The sequence below is a fragment of the Acinetobacter sp. YH12116 genome (assembly GCF_013418895.1).
In the GTDB taxonomy this organism is placed as follows: Bacteria; Pseudomonadota; Gammaproteobacteria; order Pseudomonadales; family Moraxellaceae; genus Acinetobacter; species Acinetobacter indicus.
Genome location: NZ_VPBE01000015.1, coordinates 1 through 22,120 on the forward strand (window position 1 = coordinate 1; position 22,120 = coordinate 22,120).

At 44.4% G+C, this 22,120-nt stretch carries 16 protein-coding genes and 1 pseudogene; 7 read left to right on the forward strand and 10 right to left on the reverse strand.

The window, feature by feature from the left end; genetic code table 11:
* The 5 genes and pseudogenes from FTU54_RS09845 to metG form a co-directional block, all read right to left on the reverse strand.
* Positions 1 to 311 (reverse strand): transposase (locus tag FTU54_RS09845; RefSeq protein WP_180074689.1); only part of this gene is annotated, 311 nt, incomplete at its 3' end.
* Between the two features lie 368 nt (positions 312 to 679).
* Positions 680 to 1,036 (reverse strand): hypothetical protein, encoded by a 357-nt coding sequence (locus FTU54_RS09850; protein ID WP_045796302.1) that lies wholly within the window; start codon positions 1,034 to 1,036, stop codon positions 680 to 682.
* A 218-nt stretch (positions 1,037 to 1,254) separates the two neighbouring features.
* Positions 1,255 to 1,389, reverse strand: a pseudogene (locus FTU54_RS09855) (hypothetical protein); the annotation flags it as partial.
* A 43-nt stretch (positions 1,390 to 1,432) separates the two neighbouring features.
* On the reverse strand, positions 1,433 to 2,146 hold the full coding sequence (locus tag FTU54_RS09860) for a hypothetical protein (RefSeq protein ID WP_045796304.1): 714 nt from the start codon (positions 2,144 to 2,146) through the stop codon (positions 1,433 to 1,435).
* A gap of 58 nt (positions 2,147 to 2,204) precedes the next feature.
* The gene (gene metG, locus FTU54_RS09865; protein ID WP_180074690.1) at positions 2,205 to 4,262 is read right to left on the reverse strand and encodes a methionine--tRNA ligase; all 2,058 of its coding nucleotides are present in this window, start codon (positions 4,260 to 4,262) and stop codon (positions 2,205 to 2,207) included.
* 250 nt (positions 4,263 to 4,512) lie between these two features.
* Between metG and apbC the strand changes: the two genes are divergently transcribed.
* Positions 4,513 to 5,790 carry an iron-sulfur cluster carrier protein ApbC gene (apbC, locus tag FTU54_RS09870; protein WP_180074691.1) on the forward strand — a complete coding sequence of 426 codons (1,278 nt, stop codon included), beginning with the start codon at positions 4,513 to 4,515 and terminating at the stop codon, positions 5,788 to 5,790.
* Between the two features lie 54 nt (positions 5,791 to 5,844).
* Here the strand turns inward: apbC and FTU54_RS09875 are convergent, their stop codons facing one another.
* The 3 genes from FTU54_RS09875 to FTU54_RS09885 are packed head-to-tail and all read right to left on the reverse strand — an operon-like array spanning position 5,845 to position 9,358.
* Positions 5,845 to 7,863: a TRAP transporter permease gene (locus FTU54_RS09875; RefSeq protein WP_180074692.1), complete on the reverse strand. Its 2,019-nt coding sequence runs from the start codon at positions 7,861 to 7,863 to the stop codon at positions 5,845 to 5,847.
* Entirely contained in the window at positions 7,860 to 8,357 is a 498-nt protein-coding gene (locus FTU54_RS09880; protein WP_127798619.1) for a DUF1850 domain-containing protein, read from the reverse strand. The genes FTU54_RS09875 and FTU54_RS09880 overlap by 4 nt, the downstream gene beginning before the upstream one ends.
* A complete protein-coding gene (locus tag FTU54_RS09885) occupies positions 8,357 to 9,358 on the reverse strand; it encodes a TAXI family TRAP transporter solute-binding subunit (protein WP_104490423.1) in 1,002 nt (333 codons plus the stop codon). Before FTU54_RS09885 ends, FTU54_RS09880 begins: the two co-directional genes overlap by 1 nt.
* Positions 9,359 to 9,765: 407 nt before the next feature.
* Here FTU54_RS09885 and FTU54_RS09890 point away from each other — a divergent pair, with 407 nt between their 5' ends.
* The 6 genes from FTU54_RS09890 to FTU54_RS09915 all read left to right on the forward strand — a co-directional run bounded on the left by FTU54_RS09890 (position 9,766) and on the right by FTU54_RS09915 (position 17,144).
* On the forward strand, positions 9,766 to 10,359 hold the full coding sequence (locus tag FTU54_RS09890) for a LysE family translocator (protein WP_180074693.1): 594 nt from the start codon (positions 9,766 to 9,768) through the stop codon (positions 10,357 to 10,359).
* A 112-nt stretch (positions 10,360 to 10,471) separates the two neighbouring features.
* Positions 10,472 to 11,041 (forward strand): dCTP deaminase, encoded by a 570-nt coding sequence (dcd, locus tag FTU54_RS09895; RefSeq protein WP_005179553.1) that lies wholly within the window; start codon positions 10,472 to 10,474, stop codon positions 11,039 to 11,041.
* A gap of 244 nt (positions 11,042 to 11,285) precedes the next feature.
* A complete protein-coding gene (locus tag FTU54_RS09900; protein ID WP_180074694.1) occupies positions 11,286 to 12,746 on the forward strand; it encodes a hypothetical protein in 1,461 nt (486 codons plus the stop codon).
* A gap of 13 nt (positions 12,747 to 12,759) precedes the next feature.
* On the forward strand, positions 12,760 to 13,413 hold the full coding sequence (locus FTU54_RS09905; RefSeq protein ID WP_005179550.1) for a hypothetical protein: 654 nt from the start codon (positions 12,760 to 12,762) through the stop codon (positions 13,411 to 13,413).
* A 27-nt stretch (positions 13,414 to 13,440) separates the two neighbouring features.
* Entirely contained in the window at positions 13,441 to 15,696 is a 2,256-nt protein-coding gene (locus FTU54_RS09910; RefSeq protein ID WP_104473078.1) for a DUF6160 family protein, read from the forward strand.
* Between the two features lie 29 nt (positions 15,697 to 15,725).
* On the forward strand, positions 15,726 to 17,144 hold the full coding sequence (locus FTU54_RS09915; protein WP_180074695.1) for a hypothetical protein: 1,419 nt from the start codon (positions 15,726 to 15,728) through the stop codon (positions 17,142 to 17,144).
* Between the two features lie 54 nt (positions 17,145 to 17,198).
* On the opposite strand, the gene FTU54_RS09920 is transcribed toward FTU54_RS09915, so the two are convergent.
* Both FTU54_RS09920 and FTU54_RS09925 read right to left on the reverse strand, forming a co-directional pair.
* Positions 17,199 to 18,914: a proline--tRNA ligase gene (locus tag FTU54_RS09920; protein ID WP_180074696.1), complete on the reverse strand. Its 1,716-nt coding sequence runs from the start codon at positions 18,912 to 18,914 to the stop codon at positions 17,199 to 17,201.
* A gap of 97 nt (positions 18,915 to 19,011) precedes the next feature.
* Entirely contained in the window at positions 19,012 to 22,116 is a 3,105-nt protein-coding gene (locus FTU54_RS09925) for an efflux RND transporter permease subunit (RefSeq protein ID WP_180074697.1), read from the reverse strand.
* Positions 22,117 to 22,120: the final 4 nt, after the last annotated feature.

The following is a 22,120-nucleotide window of genomic DNA, read 5'->3' on the forward strand; positions in this document are numbered from 1 at the left end:
GCTTTATCCGTTTTATTTAGCATGGACATGCCTTTGGCAAAGGCTCTTACTCGTGAAGGATTAGCCACACAAACCTTTACACCTGCATCATATAGATAATATCCCAAATTCTCATGATAAACCGAAGCCGCTTCCATGATTGCTGTCACTTGATTAGGTTCAATTTTAAGAGTGATGAGCCATTTGAGCAGACTGCCAAAGCCACTTTCTGTATTAGTAAATATTTTATTTTTTCTTTTTCCAGTCAAACCTTGAGGAAAAATGCAACAATCTATTTTGGTTTTACTGACATCAATACCTAGCATAATCATGGTGATATTCCTTGAGTTTAAGCTATAATTTTTATCCCATTAACCATCATCTTACCTTGTGAATACAGCATCAAAGTGCTTAGTTACCGTTCAGAGTTGTATGAGGGATAAGGGCAAATTGTAGGTTTTATCTCAGGTTCAAATTTAAGATTTTAGCAGCACTCCAAACTCTACAATTTGCGTATAGTGGTAGCTAATCACTATATCAATCAAGATACAAGAAGCACTGCTTCGTAAGGGTGAGGGGATAGATAATTAGAGAAATTAGCCTTACTTTTGTCAGGGAGATGAGAAACACTACTTCGCAAGGGGAAGTTAACAATAAAAAAAGCCCCTACATGAGTAAAGGCTCTATAAATCACAAAGACTTACTTATTACATGCAGGCTGTGAACGGTCAATAATTTGAGTACCTTCTACACGGTAACCAATTTGACCCACGAGGAATGCTTGGTTCAGTTGAGTAATGACAACATCTGAAAGTGCCACAGCACAAGAGTCTTTTTCAATTGCACGATCAATAGCAGTTTTGAAATTAGGAATACCTAAAGGGAATAGTACAACAGGAACTTTATCTTCCCCTTTCACACGTTCACCTTTTACAAATTGGTTTGAGTTTAAATTATAGTTTTTGGTAGATGCTACAGTCATATCTGCCATACGAACTGAACAGCCAGTAAATACAATTGTTGACATTGCCAGAACTGAAACTAGTAATTTTTTCATATATACCCCGAATAATTATAAAGATAAAAGCGAGTAGATTTTATATTTAAAGAAATAAAAATCAACAATTTAATTTTAAATTTTGATCTAATTGGAGGTGAGGTTAGAGGTGCTAAACTGAGTTTTTAATAGAACTGTATTATATGAATCTTTAAAGCTTTTCATTTATAAAAAAAGCCCCTACAACGTAGAGGCTTTTTCTCATCTTAATCTAACAATTAAGACACTTTATCACCCGGCTTCGCGCCAGATTCAGGTGAAATCACCCAAACACCGTTGCCATTGCCCGCAGCGAGTACCATACCGTTTGAAATACCAAAACGCATCTTACGTGGTGCAAGGTTTGCATTCACAGAGAGTAATCGCTATTTATAGAATGGGATATAAGAAAGACTATTATTTTGATTGATTTAATATTTTCTCAATGTCCTTAGAGAAATCGACAAGCTCGAACTCTCCAGTATCGCAATTTGCTAACTTACAAACTTCTTCTTCATACTCATCAGAACCCATTGAAGCTATCGCTTTTTGCTTCCAATACTCTGCTTTTTTTATACTTTGTAACTTTTTAGGTAATCGAAAATTATACTCATCGACAAGTGTTCTTTGTGCGATAGGTGAACCTTGTTCGCCTGCTTTTTCTAAGAATTTTAGATATTTGGTGGGATCATATTCAAAGTGTTGAGCTAGTAAATACGAGGCATAAGCATTATTTTGATCTGATAATTTTTCAATAGGGCTTATATCAATTTCAGATTTTAGTTCAGTTTCTTTGAAGAATAATACGAATTCAAGAAGAGCCATAGATGCAGATGGATCACCCTGTAAAATATATTTATTTAAGGTCGCAAGGTATTTTCTTTTTTCTACATTAATATACTGATTGATCTTTGCTTCATTATTTTCTTTTAATAATTGATCTAATTCAGGTGAATATGAAATTGAGTTCGGTGCTGATGGATCAGACATTAATGAATTTATAAGCTTTTGATATTTATCTTTCGCTATTTGAATAGTCGGACTAAATTTATATGTTATTTCATTTTCAGTGGAATGTACCATCAGTGAGATGAACAAACTAATAATCAATATGGATATTTTTCTTAACATGGTTGTACCTTTTTATATGAAAAAGGCTTCCGAAGAAGCCTTATTTTAAAAATATCAATTAAGACACTTTATCACCTGGTTTAGCACCAGATTCAGGTGAAATCACCCAAACACCGTTGCCATTGCCCGCAGCGAGTACCATACCGTTTGAAATACCAAAACGCATCTTACGTGGTGCAAGGTTTGCCACCATCACCACCAGTTTGCCTTTTAAGTCTTCAGGCTTATAGAACTCACGAATACCGCTAAATACGTTACGTGGCTCAGCTTCACCCACATTTAACGTCAATTGAAGAAGCTTGTCAGAACCCTCAACGTGAGCTGCTTCTAAGACTTCAGCCACACGTAGGTCAACTTTCATAAAATCATCAATATTAATGATTTCAGCTTCACCGACTTTCGGTTCTGGCTTTTTCTCAGCTTTCTTCTCTTTTTTCTTTTCCGCTTTTGGTGCTTCCGCAGGCGCAGCTAAAGAATCTTTAGATGCATCGACCATCGCTGCGACCGCTTTCGGGTCAACACGTTGCATGAGCGGTTGGAACAATGCAATTTCATGACCAACTAATACAGTTTTACGTGATGCAAAGTCAAAGCTGTCGAGTTGTAAGAAGGCTTGAACTTGTTCAGCCAATGTTGGCAATACAGGCGCCAAGTAAACCGCCAATTGACGGAACAGGTTAATCCCGACAGAACACACATCATGCACTTGCTGTTCTTCGCCTTCAATTTTCGCAAGCGCCCAAGGCTTTTTCTCGTCGATGTATTGGTTGGCTTTATCCGCCAGTGCCATAATTTCACGAATCGCAGTAGAGAATTCACGTGCTTCGTATGCTTGCGCGATTGAATCACCAGCGTCAATAAAGCTTTGCACCAGTTCAGGCTCGGCACAGGTTGCACTTAACTTGTTATCAAATTTGGTGTTGATGAATTTGGCACAACGGCTGGCAATATTCACTACTTTACCCACCAAGTCAGAGTTTACTTTCTGCACAAAATCATCCAGATTCAGGTCAGAATCTTCAACTTTATCAGACAGTTTAGAGGCAAAGTAGTAACGTAAGTATTCCGGATTCAGATGCTGTAAATAGGTTTCTGCTTTAATGAAGGTACCGCGAGATTTCGACATCTTCTGGCCGTTTACAGTCAAGAAACCGTTTACAAATAAACCGGTTGGGGTGCGGTAATTAGCACCTTCCAACATTGCTGGCCAGAACAGCGCGTGGAAATAGACAATATCTTTACCAATGAAGTGATAGACCTCATTGTCAGAATCTTTTTTCCAGTAATCATCAAAATTCAGGTCTGGACGTTTGGTTTTGACGTAGTTTTCAAAGCTCGACATATAGCCGATAGGTGCATCGACCCAAACGTAGAAATATTTATTTGGCGCATCTGGAATTTCAAAGCCGAAGTAAGGTGCATCACGGGAGATGTCCCAATCGTTCAGGCCATTGTCAAACCATTCATCTAACTTGTTGGCAATTGATACCGGCAAACGGCCTTCATCACGGGTCCATTTTTGCAGGTATTCACCAAAGTTTGGCAATTTAAAGAAGTAGTGATCCGATGATTTTTCAATCGGCGTGGCACCGCTTAACGTCGATTTCGGATTTAACAGTTCAGTGGCGTTATACGTGGTTCCGCAGACTTCACATGAGTCGCCGTACTGATCTTCGGCTTTACATTTCGGGCAGGTGCCTTTAATGAAGCGGTCCGACAGGAACATGCCTTTTTCCGGGTCGAACAGTTGTGTCACAGGACGAACGGCAATATTGCCGGCATCACGGTTCTTGAGATAAATTTCTTGCGCGCGCGCCTTGTTGGTGTCGCTATGGGTGGAATCATAATGATCAAAATCGACCTTAAAGCCGGCAAAATCACGCATATGTTCGGCCTGAACATTGGCAATCTGCTGTTCTGGTGAAATACCGTTGGCTTCAGCACGTAGCATGATGGCGGTACCGTGAGCATCATCCGCACAGACATAAGTCACTTCATGGCCCATTGCACGCATGGCACGAACCCAGATATCTGCCTGGATATAACCGAGTAAGTGGCCCATATGGATTGGACCATTGGCGTATGGAAGGGCGTTGGTGACTAAAATTTTACGCACGGATTAACTCTCTCATTCGTATTCATTATGCAATGTCCGCGATTTTACCTTAGATGATGCAGGCTTGCACAAGGGAATCGGTGAATTCTTTTCAGGACCGGATAAAATCTGCATTTCTGTGCCGAAAAAACAGAAAAAACCAAGTCTTTGACTAAGATTTATAATTCCTGTGGCTGTGCTGGCTTAACCTTCGTTTAAATACCCGTTAAACTAGGGCATTCGGTTGTATATCCAGATTTGGAGTAACTTTATGTCGTGGCTTTCTTCACTAAAATCGGTCTTTGCTCCTGCACAGGAGGTGAAAGAGGAAGAAATCCAGAAGGTACTGCAAAACTATGTACTTCCTGCTTCCCAAAACGCACTCAAAGAGCGTATTTCTCAGGTCAATGTACAGGGACAAATCCTGCAATTAACTATCAATACTTATCCGGAAGAAAAACAGTATTTGCAGCAGATTCATGATGAACTGGCCGATGTACTCGAGCAATGCGGCATCAAGGAACTGAATCTGCATGTGGTGCAGCAAAAAACCGGAGCGAAAAAAGAGGGCGGCTGTGGTCATAACCATGCCGAAGGGGAAAGCTGTTCCAGCAAACCACAAGCTGCAGCAAAATCCAATCTGCCACCTGTGGTCGATGCTTCGGCAAGTTCAGATGCGCTCAAGCAAGCCAATGCCAACTATCAACCCCAGCAAGAAGAAGCGCCAATTCAAAAAGCTGCACCGCAGCAGCGTGATGTGCCAAAACATCCACGTATTCAAAACGTAATTCTGGTGTCGTCCGGTAAAGGCGGGGTTGGAAAATCAACCACCACCGTTAATCTGGCCTTGGCGATGCAACAGCTGGGTCTGAAAGTGGGTGTATTGGATGCCGATATTTATGGCCCGAGTATTCCAACCATGCTCGGCAATGCCGGCCAAACCCCGATGATTGAAGCCGAGCATTTTGTGCCTTTAGATGCTTATGGGATGGCGGTGCTGTCGATTGGTCATTTAACTGGTGATCATAATACCCCGGTGGCTTGGCGTGGACCAAAAGCTACGGGTGCCCTGATGCAGTTATTCAATCAGACCTTGTGGCCAGATTTAGATGTACTGGTGATTGATATGCCGCCGGGAACCGGTGATATCCAGTTAACCCTGGCGCAGCGTATTCCGGTCACGGGTGCCGTAATTGTCACTACACCGCAAAACGTAGCCTTAATGGATGCGACCAAAGGCATTGAGCTGTTTAACCGTGTACAGATTCCGGTGATAGGTGTGATTGAAAATATGTCGACGCACATCTGTTCTAACTGTGGTTTTGAAGAGCAAATTTTTGGGACCGGTGGTGGCGATCAACTGGCCGAGCAATACGATATTCCATTACTGGGCCGTTTGCCGCTGAATGTGCAGATTCGTGAAAATGCCGATGCCGGTAAACCTTCTGTGATTGCCGAAGATGATGCAGCTGACAGCTATCGGGAAATTGCTCAAAAAATTATAGATAAGCTGCCAAAAGTGGACAAAGACCAGAACCGTATTTTTTAATTCTGTAATGTAGCGAATAGAAAAAAGCCCAATCTTCTGATTGGGCTTTTTGTTTTAGGCAGACGATAAACCGGATGGCGTCGATTTTTGCTTTCGGGCTTGCAGTACATTAACGGCCACTGCAATTACCACCATGATGGTACCGGCAATATCGGTATAGGTTTCTGGAATAATCATCATTAAGGCACCCACCCCCATGAAAATTCGCCAGAACCAGTTTAAACCGGTTTTGAAATAGCCCTCGACCGCAGCGCCCAAGGCCAGAATTCCAATAACCGAGGTCACGGTAATGCTGACAATGGTGGTCCAGGCCGGGAAGGCAAATTCACGCGCATTAACGGCAACATTGGTGGTATCAATCATCAGCATGGCCGGGTTATATACAAACAGGAACGGCACAATAAAACCGGCCAGTGACAGTTTCAGTGCTTGAAAACCAGTCCGCATCGGGTCACCGCCAGCAATCCCGGCACCGGCAAAGGCGGCCAGCGCTACTGGCGGGGTAATATTGGCAAACAGACCAAAATAGAACACAAACATGTGCGCCACCAGGGTCGGAATATCAAAATGGGCCAAAGCCGGCGCAGCCATGGTCGCGGTAATGATATAGGCCGGAATTGAAGGCAGGCCCATGCCCAGAATCATGGAGGCCAGCATGGTAAAGAACAGGGTCAGGAACAGGCTGCCCGCACCAATACTCATAATGGATGAGGTCATGACGGTACCAAAACTGGTCAGGCTGACCACCCCAATAATAATTCCGACCACCGCACAGGCTGCCATCACCGATAAGGACTGCCGGGCGCCATCGGCCAGGGCATCCAGAATCTCCTGAATCCCCATACGGGTAGATTTTCTAAAGGCTGCCACAATAACCGTAAGCACAATGGTATACACCGCGGCATAACTGACCGGAATTGACTGGAACAGGAAAAACACCAGCGCCACAATCGGAATCAGCAAATGCCCGCGCTCTTTCAGCACCTCTTTAACCCGGGGCAAATCTGCTTTGGGTACCCCTTTAAGGTTGTCTTTCCCGGCACGAAAATGGACTTGGGCCATCACGCCTAAAAAGTACAACAGCGCCGGCAGGGTCGCGGCTAAGGCAATGGTACCATAACTGACCCCGGTAGTTTCCGCCATAATAAAGGCACTAGCGCCCATCACTGGCGGTAAAATCTGTCCACCGACCGAAGCACTGGCTTCCACCGCGCCGGCAAAATTTTTGTGATAGCCAATCTTTTTCATCAGCGGGATGGTAAAGGAACCGGTGCCGACCACATTGGCCACTGCCGTACCATTAATACTGCCCATAAAGCCACTGGAAATAACCGCCACCTTGGCCGGGCCACCCTGTTTATGTCCGGCCAGTGCCATGGCCAGATCATTAAATAATTTGCCCATCCCCGATTTGGCCAGAAAAGCGCCAAATAAAATAAACAGGAAAATGAAAGTCACCGATGCGCCAATCGCCGATGAATACAGGCCTTCGGTTTTCAGATACATCTGCCCGAAAATATCACTCACGGTATAAGGCCGGGTCAGTAGCCGTTCCGGCATCCAGTTAAAATGACTGATAAAAGGATAAGCCAGGAAAATCAGCCCGAGAATCGGCAGCATCCAGCCCATGACCCGTCGTGCTGCTTCGACCACCAGCACCACGGTCATAATTGAAAACACAATATCCAGCACATTGGGAATCCCGCCGCGGGTGGTCATAATGGCCTGATATTCTTTCCATAAATATAAAAATGAAGCGAGAGAGGCGAGGGCCAGAATCCAGTCGAACCAGGCCACATGCTGGCGGGAACTGGACTGTCGTGCCGGATAAAGCAAAAATACCAGCACCAGACCAATGGCCACGTGCGCCGAGCGTTGTAGCAGCTCTGGAAGCGGGTTAAAGGTAATAAACAGATGAAACAGCGAATAGCTGATGGCAATCGCGGCAATAAACCAGCTGACCGATTTGCTAAGAGGTTGGCGCGTGACCGATTCCCGGTCAAATTTTTCCAGCAGGGCCTGCTGTTCTTTTTCATCCAGCTGTTCAATGGTTACTTTTTCTTGTTGTGTCATACGCAGTCTCCTTGACCCCACCATTTCCAGAACGGTCGTTGCTGTACCGAAAAATGCACCACCGTGTAATCAGGAAAATCTTCGGCTATGGGCCAGCGTTTCTGATTGATCTGGAGCTGTCCTTGCATACGGCGTGAAATGGTCCAATGTAATTCTTTTAAATGATGATTGACCTGCATACGTACCTGGCCATTGGCTTGGCGCAGCACAGGATAATGATCCGGTGTACCGGCACCAAAGGACACCAGGTCGGTATGCGTTAAAATAAAATGCTGATCTTCACGCTGATAATGTTCCTGCCAGCGGGTTTTTTCTACCGAATGTTGCCACTGCAACTGAAACTGTTGCGGGCGAATCACACAGCTGGTGTTAGGACCTTTGTGACTCTCTTCAATCTTGACCAGGGTATAACTTTGCGGAAACCACAAGCCGAGCAGGATGATCAGCATCAACAGAAAAAGTGCAGCCCAAACTGCACTTTTATAGCTGAACATTAAGGTGCTGCCACCTCATCATAATAACGTTTCGCCCCTGGGTGCAGCGGTGCAACCAGACCTTGCTGGGCTTTTTCCAGAGTAATATCTGTAGCGGCCTGATGGGCATTGGCCAAATTGCCTAAATTGTCAAAGAAGGTTTTGGTCAGCTTATACACATCATCTTCAGACAGGTCGGAACGTACCACCAAGGCATTCATAATGGCTGCGGTCTGCACATCTTCTGTATTGCCATACGTGCCTTTTGGAATCACCATCGGCAGGAAGTAAGACTGGTTCTGGGCAATCTGTTTGACTTTGTCTGCATTAATACTCACCAGTTGCAGATCAAAACTCTGCTGTAGTTCCATCAATGATGAATTTGGAATACCACTGGTCAGGAAGGCCGCATCCAGTTTGCCACCTTTTAAGGCATCGGCGGCTTCGGCATAACCTAGGTAATCGACTTTGACATCGTCATAGCTAATCCCAAAACCATTCAGCAGGGTACGCGCATTAACTTCCACCCCGGAGTTTTGTGCACCCACGGCAATACGTTTGCCTTTTAAATCTTCAATAGAGCGAATCCCGGATTTTTTTGAAGCCACAATCTGCACGTAGTTAGGATATAAAGCCGCAATTTGCTGCACATTGCCAATTTTATCTTTAAAGCTGCCTGTGCCCTGAATGGCTTCGGTCAGACTGTCACTCATCACAAAAGCCATTTCGACTTTATTCTGTTTTAGCAGATTCAGGTTTTCAACCGAAGCGCCGGTGGTCTGGGTTTTGGAATTAACGCCGTAGGTTTTGTTATACAGTTCGGCCAGACTGGTCCCGATCACGTTATAGGGACCGGAGGCACCGCCCGTGGCAATACTGACAAAACGGGTTTGCAGTTTGTCGGCAGCAGCGGCACTGCTTTGTGGATCGGCCTGGGTGTTGTTCTGGCCTGGATCATTGGAACAAGCACTTACACCAGCTAAGGCCAGCGTCAGTAAGGTCAGTTGCGTCCATTTTTTCATTGACTTCTCCTGTGATTATTATCGTCATCCATTGTTGAAATATTGAAAGATTTCAAACTTAAAGCTGGTTCTGGTTATTCTGATTAAGGCAGCTTGTTGAGTTAAAAATTAACCGAATAATTTGAACTTGAACAGTTTTTTTACGCATTTATACAATTGGGGGAGAGTAAAAATGGACTAAAAACCCTTGATACATTAGAGATGAACGGCCCAGTTTTGATGACTGTTATATATTCTTTAATATGTTTTTAAGCTTATGATAATTAATGATAAATATATTGTAATTGACTGTGTTTTTAGTTGAGGAATTCCTCTGTTTTGCTGCACAATGAGGCCAGTTACAATTTATTTTTTGCCTATGCCTTGCAACTCCATTACATTTGCAGCATTCGCGCATGAGGCTGGCTATGATTTCATGGTTTTTTATTGGTTTGGTGATCACCATCTTGTTGACACCTGGTCCAACCAACACCTTGCTGGCCTCTTCCGGAATTCAGGTCGGCATCCGTAAATCTTTTCATTTAATTCCCGCCGAAGCCTTTGGTTATCTGATTTCCATTACTCTATGGGGCATGCTAATCGGGCAGGTGTCGAGCCAGTTACCGTTATTGCCCACTGTGCTAAAACTGTTTAGTGCGGTTTATATCATTTATCTGGCCATCAAGTTGTGGCGTACTGCCAATGTCGAACAGCAGTTTCAGCAGCCGACCATTCGCGCGCGTGAACTGTTTGTGGCCACTTTACTAAATCCGAAGGCCTTGCTGTTTGCTTCTGCAATTTTTCCGGCCATCACCTGGACCAGCGCCGCACATTATGTGGCACATATTCTGATGTTTCTGATCCTGATTATTCCCATTGCATTTTTCTGGACCCTTGTTGGTTCCTTTTTGGCTAATAATAAAATCCGCTGGCTCAATCCGGCCAATCTGCAAAAAACCGCATCCTTGCTGCTGTTCAGTTTTTCAATTCCTCTAAGTTATTCGGCGCTTTTAAGGCTTTAAACGCCCCATCTGCAGCGGGCAGAAAAGTCGACTTCATGCCTGCTTATTTCCATTGGTGCCGATTTCAGTTAAAGTACAGCGCAGTAAAACATTCGCTTTTGGATAGAAATAAATGGCAATTAAGTCTGATCGTTGGATTCGCGAAATGAGCGAAAAACACGGCATGATTGAACCGTATGCACATAATCAGGTTCGATTTGATGAAAATGGCAACAAACTGATTTCCTATGGCGTTTCAAGTTATGGTTATGACGTCCGTTGTGCGCGTGAATTTAAAGTATTCACCAATGTCCATTCTGCCATTGTTGATCCAAAAAACTTTGATGAAAAAAGCTTTATTGATATTGAATCGGATGTCTGCATTATTCCACCAAACTCGTTTGCCTTGGCGCGTACAGTTGAATATTTCCGTATTCCACGTAATGTTTTAACCGTGTGTCTGGGCAAATCGACCTATGCGCGCTGCGGTATTATTGTCAATGTCACGCCGCTCGAACCAGAGTGGGAAGGGCATGTGACCTTGGAATTCTCTAATACCACCAACCTGCCTGCACGTATTTACGCGGGTGAAGGCGTTGCACAGATGCTGTTCTTTGAATCAGATGAAGTGTGTGAAACCTCCTATAAAGATCGTGGTGGTAAATATCAGGGCCAAACCGGGGTAACCTTACCGAAAGCCTGATAGTGGAAACTTAAAATAAAAACAAGCGAGCCGTTGTGCTCGCTTGTTTCTTCTCCAATTCATTCATCGGAAAAACGGGCTTTTTGGCCCGTATTTTTTTGCAATTGATAAATTATTACGCATAATGAACAACAATTATGACTTGGTAATCGCATGTTTTTAAGGATAAAAACACATAAATAAATAGCCAAGTTCTGGATAAATAAAAGAATGATGCGGAGCATCTGGGAATAGGATGGTCGAGATGACTGAATATGGAATTGGCCTAAATTTTAGAAAAAGTTGCTTAGCTGCCTTGGTCGGGATGTTGCTAAGTTCTCCTGCATATGCTTTACAGAATCTATCCGATGAACATCTGGCAAATACCACAGGTGAAGGGATTGCCTTGCTTCCTGAAAATTTCAAAATGGTATTTCAGCGCCCGAATGATGAGTCTGCGGCATCAAGTTATACCCGTAATCTCGATAATCCGGAACAATATGACACCGGTTTTATTCGCATCATTCCGGTAGGTGAAAATTACGATAATTTAACCCTCAGTCAGACTGATGCTGCCAATCAGAGAACCAAAGCGGATATTTTTATTTATGGTCTGGCGCTCTCTGAAACCAATAACAATATGAACCAGCGCTATAGTAATCAGGGGTTTGATTGGGGCAGTGCTGCGAATCCCTGGTTATTTCGCGCTGGTACAGCCGAAAATATCCGTCAATTTGACAGTACGAATGCAGCGGCCGATATCAGTTATATTTCTTTAGAAGCTCCTTTGGCCAAAGTGGATGCTGATGATCAGGACAATAATATTAAACTTGGGCTTTGGTTAGATGCTTTTTCACGCAGCTGGAACTCAAGTAACAAGGTGGACCCAATTACGGGGGCACCTGTCACGACCGATGCGGTCAATGATCCTGACTTATTAAAAAATCAGCGAATTCGTTTGCAATTGGTGGCCAATGGTCTAAGCCTGAGTGGTTCACAGGTTCGACTGTTTCAAACCATGCCTTCTACCAATGCGGTAGAAAGTCAGACTTTAGGTATGGCCAGTCTTATCCGTCTGAATACCAATGATAATCCTGAAGTTCTAATTTATGAAAATACCCAGGCCAATAAAGAACTGCTCAATGCCAGAGGTTTGCGTATAAGTACAGCAACCCTCAATGATGGTACCGCGGTTACGCCTGCACTCGACCGTTCTTTAGCCCCAATTTTCCATGCTGAAGAGGGTTTGTATTTGTATAGCCCTAACATCAATTTAGTGCTCGGCAATATGCACCAACCGTTTATTTTGGGCTCGGAAGGCCAGAATATTATTTTAGAAGTGACCCGCATTCCGAATGTCCCTGAAATTTATAAACAGATTTATACCTATTATGCCGATATTGATGGTGATAACACCGAGATCAACCCTGCTGACTATAAAGGCTCAACCTGTAATGTTGCTTATTGTGGCTCTAATATTTCCCAAGTACTTTCAGGGGCAGGAACCACCAACTATCAGGGAACCAATGCAACACATAGCAGTATTTCAATTGGTAGTGTGACACGTGATCCGACCACGAATCTGTTAAAAGCCAACACTGCGAGTAATTCTACCGGTGTGGTATTTAGAAGTCCGCATGCAACTACAGCACCTGTAAACTTGGGCTCGGTGGCAATTGATGGTGTGCTGATCCAGCACTTGAAGTTTAAGACCACGGGACTATAAGAGGGAATTTGAGATGCTGAAAAAAATCTGCTTTCCACTGGCTCTTTGTGTCAGCACATTCAGTTCTGCTCAACTGGTCAGTTTAAATCAAGATGAACTGTTAAATACGGTCGGGCAGGGCGGTGCCGATTTAAGCTGGACGCTTTCTTTAAACCATAAATATGCCAATGACATGAGTCTCAAGAATATTTCCGAACTCAGTAATGGTGAGGTCACTACGGCAAATTATCAGTATGAATGTAGCAATGATGTGTTATGCCGTTTTGCTTTTTCTCCCAATAATCATCGTGATGAAAATGGTCAGAAGTGGCTGGTGTTTAAACAGATTCAAGGCACGATTCAGATTGATAAATTCTCCTTGGAAGGCACCACCATTATTAATAAGGATAAAAATCCACAAACAGCGATGCTGCTTAAATTTTATGATCAGCATCCTCTGAAAATCAGGAATCTAGGTTTTGCGAGTCTGGCGGTTGAGTCAGGTAATGAAGGTTATTTAAACAATACCCGATATACCACCTATAACAATGGTTCTCAGGTTCCTTCATTTGATCAGGGACAGGAACAGGGATTTATGGGACTGAATGTTCATGGCAACTTGCATCTGTCAGGAGATATCAAAATTTTCAGTTATAACTGCTCAGGAGCTGCAACCAGCCGCTGTTAAGCGTTGGGATTTCAAAAGGACATTGAAATGAATAAAACAATAAAATTAAATGTACTTGCCTTATCTATCTGTTTAGCTCAGCAGGCATACGCACTACAGCCTATTTCTGATCGTAGTCTCAGTCAGGTGACAGGGCAGGATGGTATTTCTATTACCCATGAAGTTTCGAAGGTGACAATTGATCAATTGAACTGGGTGGACTATCACAATACCGGAAGTATGAAACTGGGGATGCATGATATTGAAGTGCTCAGCTCGGGGGGGCAGAATATTAAAAGTACCCTTGATGTTGACGTTGGTACCACAGCAAATGGTGTCGGCATGCATATCCAGGCGAGTATTTCACCATTTAAATCTACGGTTCAGAACATCATGCTCATTTGTGAGCCGAACTGTGGTGATAACCAAACGGATCAGAACCTGGGGTCTTTAAGCTTTCATACTATTTCACCACTACGTTTTAACTTAATTACCAGTAATGGATTATTTAACCGAAATGATCTGGCTCATTTAGATTTTGAGCTTAAAAATGCCAGTATTTCTTATGGTCTAAATGGCCAGAACCTGACCTTAAAAGATTTTAACTTTAACCTGTCTGCAGATGGATATATGTATCTGGATCAGGATGAAGGGATTGTGCTGGCAACTAAAAACAGTCCTACTGGCCAAGACCATATTGTAAATTTAGGACGGGTAGAAGATCTGACCAATGTATCCGATAACCGGTCAGGAGCAACCAATCCAGGGGTGAATATCGATTTACGTTATGGTCCAGAGGGAAGCCAGAATAACCTGATTCGTATGGGGGCTTCTGGAGCAGTGACCAACGGTAAGCTCTTTATTAATGCTAACCAGGCTGGAATTGGAAAGTTTAATACGGTTAGTCGTAATTCAGGCGATTTGACTGAAACAACACGGCAAGCCGGTGGTTATGATATAGCCGGCCCGGGTGGTTTACATCTGGGTATGTCTGCCGAATTTACCCGAGAAGGCAACCCGCTACTCAATGGCAGGGCTCCGACTACACTCGAGATTGGGCATACAGGTACAGGCAGCTATGCAATTGAATTTTCTAACTTATCGCCACTTGCAGTACGTGATAGTAATAATGTTGATGACTTGACTAAACGCAACGCCTATATTGATTTTGGTGATATTTTTATTAATACCGTTCAGGCCAAATCTTTAAACTTTATTATCAATGAGAATATGCAAAAGGTGCTGGGCAGTAATACTCTAGAATTGATTTATAACATTAGCCCTGATCAGAATGCACAGAATTTAGCGCTTATTGCGGTGCGAGGTATGGATTTTCAGGCCATCGCGCGTAAGGCCAGATTCATTTCAGATAACTCGATTGATGCCATTACCGCGACTTCTGGCGAGTGGGGGATTGGTATTCCAATCTTTAACTTAAATACCAACCTGGCTTTGTATGCAAAAAATTATAGTCGTAATGGCATTGACCGTTCTGGTTTAGGTTATAACCTGGCACTTTCGACGGAAGGCTATGGTATTGACCAGAAAACAGGTGCACCAAGTACAACCTCTATTCTGATTATTGATGGTGCGACCGGTAAATACAGTGGTGAAGAAGTCAACTATTATGCGGGCCTAAGAAATATAGATGCGTACTTGAAATCGGATGGGGTGATTGGTTTTGAAGAAGATGGCATTTATGTCAAGGCAGATAACTTGCTGCTGGCTGCAAAAGCTGAAATTGCAATTGGTCAGTTGCCAGGCTCTTTATATAACTGTGCTGAAGTAGAATGTCAGAACCGGGTAGTTCCTATCGATAACTTTGCCAGAAAAGATGACATCTTGGCTTCTTTAGCCTTCAAGCTTGATGGTAAAGGTGAACTTATGATTATTCCTGGTCTTGAGTCCACGAATGCCACACCCGATACTAATTTTTTATCTTTAAAAGCAAATTTTGAATTTAATCCGATTGCAGAGACAGATAAAGATAATCCAAGTGTTTTGGGCAGTTATATCAGCCTGATTAATGAAGACCGGAATGGCGTCGGGACTAAAACCTCCAGTGTAAATTTAAACAAAATGCAAGGTCATGTTGGTTTAGATGCCCGTGTTCTAGTGAAACAAGATACGGTGGTCTTAGATAATCAGGTGAACTTTAATTATAAAGCGACAATGCAGTCTGGATTGGGACAAGCTTTTAAAGCAGAAATGGCGATGTCTCCATCTGGAACGATGCAAAAAATTGCTGATTTTGCCATTCCTGGTGGCAATATGCGTAGCACTTTAGGGATCACACCACGCTAAGTAGATGAAATTAGCTTAAGGATTTGAGTATGAAAAAAACAATAATAATGTGGGCTCTTATAGGTTCAGCTTTATCCATGACGAACACAAGTCATGCCTTATCTGTGCTTGAAGATGCTGAATTATCGGATGTGACAGGACAGGCTCTATTTTCTGTCGTGAAAGAGACAGATGCTAGTCAAGGTTTAGATTTTTTTAAACTGGGAATTGATGCTGAGTTATCACTAAATGCCAATATTAAATCCTTGCAACTTGGCTGTGGCGGTGAAAATGGTGCGGGTGCTTGTGATATTGATATCTCTGCACTGTCATTGGGCTGTGTGGTGGGTGCGAGTGGAAATTGTATTACCTTACCTACCAATATTGCAGGACAGCCCAAAGGTCAAGATTTTGATAACAGTTTAAGTAATCAAAAAGAGTTAAGAGATTTTGTCTTAACGAATCCCTTTTTCCAATTTGCGATCAAAGGAGGCGACCAAGCTGCAACTCGTGAAGTGGTCGGGGTAAGAGTGGGTGCGGATAAAGCCCAAGGCCCGATGAGCATTGGTGCTATGAATAATTTTAGTGGTTATTTAACTGGAATCAATAATTTATATATTCAGGCACAAACCAATGTGGCGGTTACCTGTAAGCAGGGAACAGCAAACTGTTCCGATGCAGATGCTTCAAAGTATTCTCAAGATTTCGTTGGTGATTATGGTCTTCTTGCTGGTGGGGAAAAGCAACAATATGAAGCAAGTGCATATTTAGGGGTTAAAAATGCTGAAATCCTTAATCTTCTTGGTGCTGTAACTGTGGAATATCGTGACCAGACGATTAATACAGCAGCAGCTCAACGGGAAAACTTAGGTATTGTCGCAAACGGAAATCGTATGACCCAAGTACAAATCCATGGTTTGCAATTAGGAAGCTTGGTCGATGAAGTTGTACAAAATCTGACAATTAACCAAATGTGTACCGGTCATGATCCTGGCAAGTGTAGTGCTATTGGTACAGAAACGATTGGAAATACGTTATTGCCTTTATTACGTACAGGAATTCAAATTTATATGAAACAGGAAACATTAAAAGGTTTAAATCTTCCTGTTCCTGAGCAAGGTACTTTGGAGCTGGATGGTGCTTATAGTACTAAACTCACCAATTTATTAAATGCCTATGTCTTGCCTTATAATTTAGGCAATGTACATCAAATTGATGTTGACTCCAACTTGTTTGGTATTGCCTTAACTTCTTTAGGGAATGGTATTCGTTTCCCTGGTTTTGCTGAGGATGCAAAAGCAACCAAGGGATGGTCAATGTATTTAGAAGATGCTTTTACGATTAATATTAATCAGCCTTTAACTACCTTAATGTCCAATATTGTACAAACCGGTTTGGCTGCTCAAGGGAATATTACAATGCTTGAGCAACCATACCGTAATTGCTATGGCAGTATGAAATTCTGCTAAGCCTTAAAACTAAAAAATCCCGCTGAAGCGGGATTTTTTATATACCAAGACTTATTATTTTGCGAGCTTCGCCAATAACTCATCTTTGCTTAAGTTGATTGATTCAGCATCACGGCGACCTTTATATTCAAAAGTACCCGCATCTAAGCCTTTTTCACCAATCACAATACGGTGTGGAATACCGGTTAACTCCAGATCAGAGAATTTCACTCCTGGGCGTTCATTACGGTCATCCAGTAGTACATCATAACCGGCAGCACTTAATTCTGCATATAAGGCTTCTGCAGCTTCTAATGTGCGCGGTGACTTGTGTGCATTCATTGGTACAATTGCGACTTCAAATGGAGCAATGGCAGCTGGCCAGATAATCCCTTTCTCATCGTAATTCTGTTCAATTGCAGAAGCCACGACACGGGTCACACCAATACCATAACAGCCCATGGTTACTACAAATGGTTTGCCATCTTCGCCTAACACTTTACAGTTCAGTGCTTCAGAATATTTTTGGCCCAGCTGGAAAATATGGCCCACTTCAATTCCGCGTTTAATTTGAAGTACACCTTTACCATCTGGAGATGGATCGCCTTCTACCACATTACGAAGATCATAGACCTCAGTAAACTGAGCATCACGTTCCCAGTTCACACCTGTTGCGTGTTGATCTGCGGCGTTGGCACCTGCAACAAAATCAGACAAGACAGAAGCAGCACGATCGACAATCACGGTCATGCCTTTTTCAACCAAGCCTTGTGGACCTACAAAACCAGCGGTCAGACCAAGCGCAGCAATTTGCTCTTCAGTAGCGAAGGTTAATGGCGCTGCAATTAAAGGATGTTTTTCAGCTTTAATTTCATTCAGTTCATGGTCACCGCGCAGGAACAGGGCAATCACCGGAACAGTGCCATTTTCATCGGCAATGCCTTGTACCAGTAAAGCTTTAACAGAATGTGCAGGATCCGTACCGAGGAAGCTTGATACATCCGCGATGGTCTTTTGATTTGGAGTATCTACAACAGTTAAGGCTTGGCTTGGCGCTGCACGCTCACCGACCAGAATCGCTTCCGCCATTTCAATATTGGCTGCGTAATCTGATTCAGTCGAGAAGGCGATATCATCTTCACCGCTGTCTGCCAGAACGTGGAATTCATGGGAACCTGAACCACCAATTGAGCCGGTATCGGCCTGTACCGGACGGAAATCCAGACCAAGACGGCTAAAGATCCGGCAGTAGGTGTCATACATGACATCATAGGTTTCTTGCAAAGAAGCCTGATCAACGTGGAAAGAATAGGCATCTTTCATGATGAATTCACGTGAACGCATCACCCCGAAACGTGGACGGATTTCGTCACGGAATTTGGTCTGAATCTGATAGAAGTTCATTGGCAGCTGTTTGTAACTTTTCAGTTCAGTGCGTGCCAGATCGGTAATCACTTCTTCATGGGTTGGGCCCAGCACAAATGGGTTGTTGTGACGGTCGGTAAAACGCAGTAATTCCGGACCATATTGCACATAACGGCCCGATTCTTCCCACAAAGATGCAGGCTGAGTCACTGGCATAAAGGTTTCTAAAGCGCCGGCGCGGTTCATTTCTTCACGGACAATCGCTTCGACTTTATTTAATACGCGTACCCCCATCGGCAACCAGGTATACAGACCTGAAGCCAATTTACGGATCATCCCCGCACGTAACATGAGCTGATGTGAAATCACTTCAGCATCATTTGGGGTTTCTCTTAACGTAGCAAACAAAAAGCGACTCGCGCGCATGGAAACTGTCCTGATAATTAATCGTGAAAGCAGAGATTATACGATAAAAAAATGAGGTGAACATTCGGAATGTCACCTCATTGTGTTTTCTTCTGGCTCAAGACATCAGTTTGCGGCTTTGGCGCAGCATGAAATTCTTGAAATCATCCAGATAGGTGAAGATGACGGGCACCACCACCAGCGTGAGCAGGGTCGAGGTAATCACCCCGCCAATTACCGCATGGGCCATGGGCGCACTCTGTTCGCCGCCTTCACCCAGACCGAGTGCCAGCGGGACCATGCCCATTACCATGGCAGAGGTAGTCATTAGAATCGGGCGTAAACGGGTTTTACCGGCCTGAATAATCGCCTCATATCGCGGCTCACCTCTGTCCATGGCCTTTTTAATAAAGTCGATCAGCAGGATGGCGTTCTTGGTGACTAGTCCCATCAGCATGATAATCCCGATAATCGAGAACAGGTTCATGGTGGAGTTCAGCAGGAACAGCGCCAAAAACACCCCAATCAGCGACAGTGGCAACGAGGCCATAATCGCAGCTGGGTGAATAAAGCTGTTAAATTGCGAGCCCAGCACAATGTAAATAAACACAATCGACAGGGTGATGGCGGTCAGTGCATAACCCGCAGATTCAGCCATATCGGCATTGGAACCTTGGGTATCGAAGCTGTAACCCGGTGGCAATTCAAAGTTGTTTTGAATGGCTTCAATGTCCCGGCCAATATCACCAGCTGGGCGACCTGCGGTATTGGCTTCGACCAGAACCTCACGGGCCAGATCACGACGGTTAATCTGCGAAGCACCAAGATTTTCTTCAAAGCTGGCCACGCTGGCCAACGGCACCAGAATGGCTTGACCATTGGCATCGGTTTTTTGTGAGGTCAGCGACATCTGCTGGACATCACCCGGCAGGCTGCGGCGGTCTTCAGTCAGACGGACATTTACATCATAGGTTTCGCCGTTTTCATCTTGCCAGGTGGTGACGTCATCGCCGGCAATTAGCGGACGAATTACGTTGGCAATCTGGTTCACAGACAGGCCTAAATCACTGGCCAGTACCCGGTTGATTTGCACTTCCAGTGTCGGTTTCGGTTCTTTCAAGGAGCTTTCCAGATCGACAATACCGTCTACCTTGGCAATTTCCAGCATAAAGCGGTCAGAAATCTGTTGTAGCTGGTTTAAATCCGGCCCTTTAATCGAAATCATCACCGGTTTTTGCCCGCCCGATACGGTTTCATCTGCCGAGGCTACCGAGGTGACGCGAATGCCAGCCACGGTTTGCAGCCGTTCACGGAATTCATTGTTCAGCTCGGTTAGGGTCTGTTTACGCTCATTGCGCGGTGTAACCCTCACGCGTAAATTGACATGGTTTTTACCGCGGTCAGTCAGACTGTTAACCGAACCATAGGTAGAAATAACCTGTGGATGCTGGCGAATAATCTGATCGACCTGTTTCAGTTTGGCCTGTGAATATTCCAGCGAGGCATCCACCGGAGTTTCAAATTTAATGCGGATTTCACCTTTGTCCGGTACCGGTACAAATTCGGTACCAATCAGTTTGGATAAACCGAGTGCGCCAAATAACGAGGCCACCGCAATCAGCAGGGTAATCAGGCGGAAGCGTAAGGCCAGTTTCAGCAGCTTTTCATAGACATGACTAAGATTGTCCAGTTTGGTGGAAATCCAGTTCAGAAAACGTTTCACCCGGCCTGGCTGTTTGTTGGGGTTCTTACGCTCGGCCCAGTGTGCCGACAGCATCGGGTCCAGGGTAAAGCTAACAAACATGGAAATTAAAACTGCGGTACTGACCGTGACCCCAAACTGATAGAAGAAACGGCCAATAATCCCGCCCATAAAGGCCACCGGCAGGAATACCGCAACAATGGTCAGGGTGGTGGCCAGAACCGCCAGACCAATTTCTTTGGTGCCATCCAGCGCTGCGGTAACGTGGTCTTTGCCCATATCGGCATGGCGGACAATATTTTCCCGTACCACAATTGCGTCATCAATTAGCAGGCCAATACTTAAAGACAGGGCCAGCAGGGTCATCATGTTGATGGTAAAACCAAAGGCCCAGATAAAGGTCAATGTGCCGAGCAGGGCAATTGGCAGGGTCAGGCCGGTAATGGCGGTGGAGCGGAACGAGCCTAAAAACAGCAGGACGATCAGTACTGCCAGTGCTGCACCTTCAATAATGGTGCGGGCCACATCACGGATACTGCCGCGAATGCCTTTGGAACTGTCGACCACCACTTTGGCTGTGGTGCCCTCAGGCAATTGTTGCTGAAGGTCATCCAGCACTTTATAGGTGTTATCGACCACCTCAATGACATTAGAATCTGAACTGCGCAGAATATCCACCGCAACCGCAGTTTTGCCATCCAAAAAGGCGCTGGACTCCAGTTCGGCCTGGCTGTCCTGAATGTCAGCGACCTGTTTCAGATAAATCGGTGCACCATTTTTATTGGCAATAATCAGGTCCCCAAAGGCCAGCGGATGGATAACCTTGGAGTTAATTTCAACCACCAGCTCGCTGTTGGCCTGTTTCAGGGTGCCGCCCGGCACTTCAACATTTTCTGCTTTTAGGGTGTTGATGACCTGATCTACGCCAATCCCGAAACTTTGCAGTTTTTCTGGTTGTACTTCAATCCGGATCTGGCGCTGTGCATCACCGAGTAAATTGACTGTTCCCACTCCCGGTACGGTGCGCAGTTGCGGTACAATGTGCTGGTCCAGATAAGCACTTAAATCACGCAGTGACATCTGCTCGGATTCAAACACAATCGACATAATCGCGTTGGCCGTCGGGTCGTAGCGCTCCACCACCGGGTCCTGGATTTCATCGCGGAATTCGGCAGTGACACTGGCAATTTTATCGCGTACATCCTGCGCCGCTACGGCAGAAGATACATCCAGATTGAACTCGGCAATAATGGTGGAAAGGCCCTCACTGGACTGGGAAATCACCTGTTTGAGACCGGAAATGGTGTTGATCTGATCTTCCATTTTCTTGGTAATTTCAGATTCAACCGTTTCCGGCGAGGCGCCCGGATAGTTGGTATAGACCACCACAAACGGGAAATCGACATCCGGAAATTCTTCAACGCCCATACGCTGCCAGGAAGCCAGACCCAGCACCATCAGACACAGCATCATCATGACCGTAAAAACGGGATATTTGACACTAATTCGGGTAAACCACATAGTT